Here is a 4268-nt window from a genome sequence, read left to right on the forward strand (position 1 = left end):
AAAGGATAAGTTGCAAAAAAATCATCAGGCTTTTGAGCCTAATTTTGCCATCTTTGAGCAAAATAAACAGATTGATAAGGATAAAGAGAACTTTAGAAGTAGCATAAAATTTACGAAAGTCCAGAGATTCCGGATTACTGGGGGATTGGGAAATCCGTATCGCGTGGGTTTGGAACGGTGGTAAGGCAGAAACAGACAAAGAGGAGAGAAAGAATGAAAAAACGAATGATGGAAACTAATCCAAAGGCAATTTTTAATCCAGTTCTATTCTGGGATACAGAGGATATAGACATTGAGAAAAATGCAGGTTATATTATTAGCCGAGTACTAGACTTTGGTGATGAGAAAGACATTAAAATATTAAGAACCCTGTATCCGGATGAAAAACTTATCGAGGTTATTAAAAAAAGACGGGGATTGATGCCTCAAACTGCAAAATTCTGGGCGGTTTATTTCAATATCCCGACGGAGGAGATAACATGTTTGAAAATGTATTACCCGAAAACGGACTTGAGTTAATTGATAATATTTCATCCAAACTCAATGATTTTTACTTAGCCGGTGGAACAGATCTTGCACTCCAACTTGGACATAGAAAATCAATAGATCTGGATTTCTTCTCACCCACGCTCTTCAATACAGACATTGTTCTGGAAAATATTCAACCTGACAAAACCTTGCTGGTTAGAACAGGAACTATTCATTGTGAACTCAAAAAGGTCAAACTCTCATTTCTTTTTTATCCCCTACCTCTTACCTATCCCACAATTTTATGGCGGGGACTTAACCTTGCTGACTGGAAAGATATAACCGCGGAAAAATTTAAGGCTATATCTCAGAGAGGAACAAAAAAGGACTTTTATGACCTCTATGCTGTTTTACAAATCAAATTATCTATAGATGATGCATGCCAGATTTTTAAGGCAAGATTCGCCTCCTCAGGTATTAATATGTATCATGTTTTAAAGAGCCTTACTTTTTTTGAGGATGCAGAGGAAGACCCACTACCAATACTTACTGCGGAATCTAAACATTGGCAATGGGATGTAATAAAGAAATTTTTTGAAGGGAATATTAAGCAATTTGAAAAAAATCTTATGGAGTAAACCCCCTTTATAAACTTTGAAATCCCGGATTACTGGGGCATTGGTAAATCAGTCTCAAGAGGGTTTGGGACGGTTATAAAAAATTATGTTTAAACCAAATTTTACAATCACTAACCAAATAAACAATTCTCTCCTTGAGATTGAGAGGGCAAGGGGATTTTTGGATGCGGCTAAGTTGAAGGAAGAATGGATAAAGGATATGCAGAGTGAGGCTCTTATCCTTGAAGCACATCATTCTACTCATATTGAAGGCACTCAACTGACACTATCCCAGGCTCAAAAAATCCTTACAGGGCAACCTGTTAGAAAAATAAATCCTGATGATAAAAGAGAACTCCTGAATTATAAAAAGGCAATGGATTTTGTTTCAGAGTATTTGGGTAAAAAATCAGAAATAACAGAGGATTTGATTAAAGAAATACATAGAATTTTGGTCAAAGATGTCAGGGGTGGAATAGCAAAACCAGGAACTTACAGAAATGTCCAAAACTATGTCGTCAATTCATTAACAGGAGATATTATTTATACTCCACCACCACCTTCTGATGTTCATCAATTGATGGAAGAATTTGTTGATTGGTTGAATAAAGAGACTGCCATATCACCAATATTAACAGCAGGGATTAGCCAATACCAGTTTGTTCATATCCATCCTTTTCTTGATGGAAATGGAAGAACTGCACGGGTTCTGTGCACCTTTATCCTTTATCAAAATGGCTATGACTTAAAAAGGCTCTTTTCCCTATCTGAATATTACGATAAAGAGAGAAGGAGATATTATGATGCTATTCAATCAGTAAGAGAAAGAAATATGGATATGACTGTCTGGCTTGAATATTTCACGCAAGGATTGAAACATCAAATGCTTGCTGTGAAACAAAAGGGTGAATTGGCTATAAAAAAGGAGATAATAATTGAAAGGGCATCCAGAAAAGATTTAAGTGATAGACAAAAGAGGGTATTACTCTATCTTTTAGAGAATCCTTTCATTGGAAGGGTAAAATATGTGGAATTGTTTAAGGTTTCATTAAGAACAGCCAATTACGACCTTGCTCAATTAGAGAAATCAGGCTTTATTGAGAAAACTGGAGTAGGAAGGGCAATAAAATATAAGATAAAGGGTTAATGGTGAAAATTTGCACGCAAATTGCACGCAAATTGCACGCAAAAGAAGGGATTATGCAGCTTGTCATTAACACTTACGGTTCATACGAGCTGTTAGCAAAATTCTTTTGAATTTTGTGTAAAATAATTGACAAAAAAATAACATTTGGTATAATAAGGATGGTAGAATGAAAAAATTAAAAATATACCTTGATACATCGGTGATAAACTTTCTTTTTGCTGATGATGCGCCTGAATTTAAGAAGATTACAAAAGAATTCTTTGAGAAGTATGTTAAAAAATACATTGTTTATATTTCTGATGTTGTAATTAGAGAAATTGAAGAAACAAAAGATGAGGCAAAGAAGATGAAACTCTTAAAGGTAATTGAAAAGTATCCTCTGAGAATTTTAAGATTAGATAAAGAATCTGATAAACTGGCTAATATTTATATTAAAGAAAAGGTTATACCTGCCAAGAAAATGGAAGATGCTCAACATATTGCTATTTCAACTTGTAATCAGATAGATATTCTTCTATCATGGAATTTTAAGCATCTGGCTAATATTCAGAAACAGCTTAGTGTTAAAATAGTCAATGAAAAAGAGGGCTATTTTTATCCTTTGATTTTAACCAATCCTATGGAGGTGATATACAAATGAAATTGAAAGAATTAACCATATCAAAGGCATTGCTTGAAGTATGGGAATGGAAGGATGAAGTATATAAGGATATTAAGGATAAAACTTTTGAGGGAAAGCAGAAGTATTATCAGGAAGGGATAGAGGAAGCGGTAAAAAGATTAAAGGGGAAGTTAATAAGTAATTCAGATGGAAGCTATTCGATTGTCAAATTCTCCAACCCGGACAATAGGATTTAATATGGATACTGAATCTACCCCAATGATAACCCCATCTGAGGTAATAGAGCATCTATTTTGCCCGCGTTTTACCTATTTTATGAATTGCTTAAAGATACCCCAGCATGAAGAGCAAAGATATAAGGTGCTAAAAGGTAGGGAACTACATTCTAAACGAGAGCAAGAAAACAGAGAATACTTGCGTAAAAGGATAGGATGTATTGGCAAAGAGATATTAGTTTATTTAGCCTCGCCAACACTACGGGTGCGTGGGATTGTTGATGAGGTATTGACACTGGCTGATGGTAGTATGTCACCCATTGATTATAAATATACCGAGTTTAAGAATTATCTATTTCAGACACATAAGATTCAATCGGTAATTTATGCGATGTTGATAAAAGAGATATATCAGAAGCCGGTCAACGAAGGTTATATCTGTTATGTGCGAAGTGGTAATACCTTAAAAAAATACTTTACAAACCAGAAGATTTTGTGGATACTAAAGATATAATCGAGGAGATCTTTCAGGTGATTATAAAGGGCTATTATCCAAAGAAGACCCCTTACCCCAATAAATGTGTTGACTGTTGTTACAAAAATATTTGTGTGTGAATTGTACGAAAAAGGTAACCGTTCAGGGATATAGCCACAGAGTCACAGAGAACACAGAGGGAATATATAACCACGAATGAACACGAATAATAAAAAGATTTGTAGTGCGCGAGGCTTTAGCCTCGCTTCTGGCAAGCAGGAAAGCGAACCTAAAGGTTCGCACTACATTTATCGAATGTCACAGGTTAATTCGTGTCCATTTGTGGCTAATTTCTCTAATTCTCTGTGAACTCTATGCCTCTGTGGCTGAACGGTTACTATTTTCTATCCTTCTTGATTCTCTGCCAGTGGGGGACAACCTGGTAGGTGGTATGTATGCTTTCCTACCTACCATCTACCATCTACTACCTACCCCCAACCTCCGCCAGCGGGGGATAACCCGCCTCTGACCTCTGTATTTATCCGTGCTAATCCGTGTTAATCAGTGGCTGAATAGTTACAACTACCCTTTCCTAAAAAAACGCTGAGAGTGTTGCAAATGGTTTTTAGTTATGGTGTGGGTTGGGGAGAGTTTTGGGTGATAAAACATGCCAAAGTGACAAAAAAGAGGTAATCTGCTTAGTTGACATCAAGAGGAGGAGGTG

The 4268-nt window shown here is 36.0% G+C and carries 7 protein-coding genes; all 7 read left to right on the top strand.

The window, feature by feature from the left end:
- Nucleotides 1–184, top strand: a 184-nt coding sequence (locus AB1414_16490) for a hypothetical protein (protein ID MEW6609017.1), incomplete at its 5' end; no start/stop codon positions are given.
- Between the two features lie 29 nt (nt 185–213).
- Complete coding sequence (locus tag AB1414_16495; protein ID MEW6609018.1) at nt 214–519, top strand: hypothetical protein; 306 nt, start codon at nt 214–216, stop codon at nt 517–519.
- Nucleotides 480–1106 carry a nucleotidyl transferase AbiEii/AbiGii toxin family protein gene (locus AB1414_16500; protein ID MEW6609019.1) on the top strand — a complete coding sequence of 209 codons (627 nt, stop codon included), beginning with the start codon at nt 480–482 and terminating at the stop codon, nt 1104–1106. The genes AB1414_16495 and AB1414_16500 overlap by 40 nt, the downstream gene beginning before the upstream one ends.
- Nucleotides 1107–1191: 85 nt before the next feature.
- Complete coding sequence (locus tag AB1414_16505; GenBank protein MEW6609020.1) at nt 1192–2232, top strand: Fic family protein; 1041 nt, start codon at nt 1192–1194, stop codon at nt 2230–2232.
- A gap of 166 nt (nt 2233–2398) precedes the next feature.
- Entirely contained in the window at nt 2399–2872 is a 474-nt protein-coding gene (locus AB1414_16510) for a type II toxin-antitoxin system VapC family toxin (GenBank protein MEW6609021.1), read from the top strand.
- Nucleotides 2869–3090, top strand: coding sequence for a hypothetical protein (locus tag AB1414_16515; protein ID MEW6609022.1), 222 nt, complete (start codon nt 2869–2871; stop codon nt 3088–3090). Before AB1414_16510 ends, AB1414_16515 begins: the two co-directional genes overlap by 4 nt.
- On the top strand, nt 3056–3583 hold the full coding sequence (cas4, locus tag AB1414_16520) for a CRISPR-associated protein Cas4 (GenBank protein ID MEW6609023.1): 528 nt from the start codon (nt 3056–3058) through the stop codon (nt 3581–3583). Before AB1414_16515 ends, cas4 begins: the two co-directional genes overlap by 35 nt.
- Nucleotides 3584–4268: the final 685 nt, after the last annotated feature.

The organism is bacterium, assembly GCA_040755795.1.
Taxonomy (GTDB): domain Bacteria; phylum UBA9089; class CG2-30-40-21; order CG2-30-40-21; family SBAY01; genus JBFLXS01.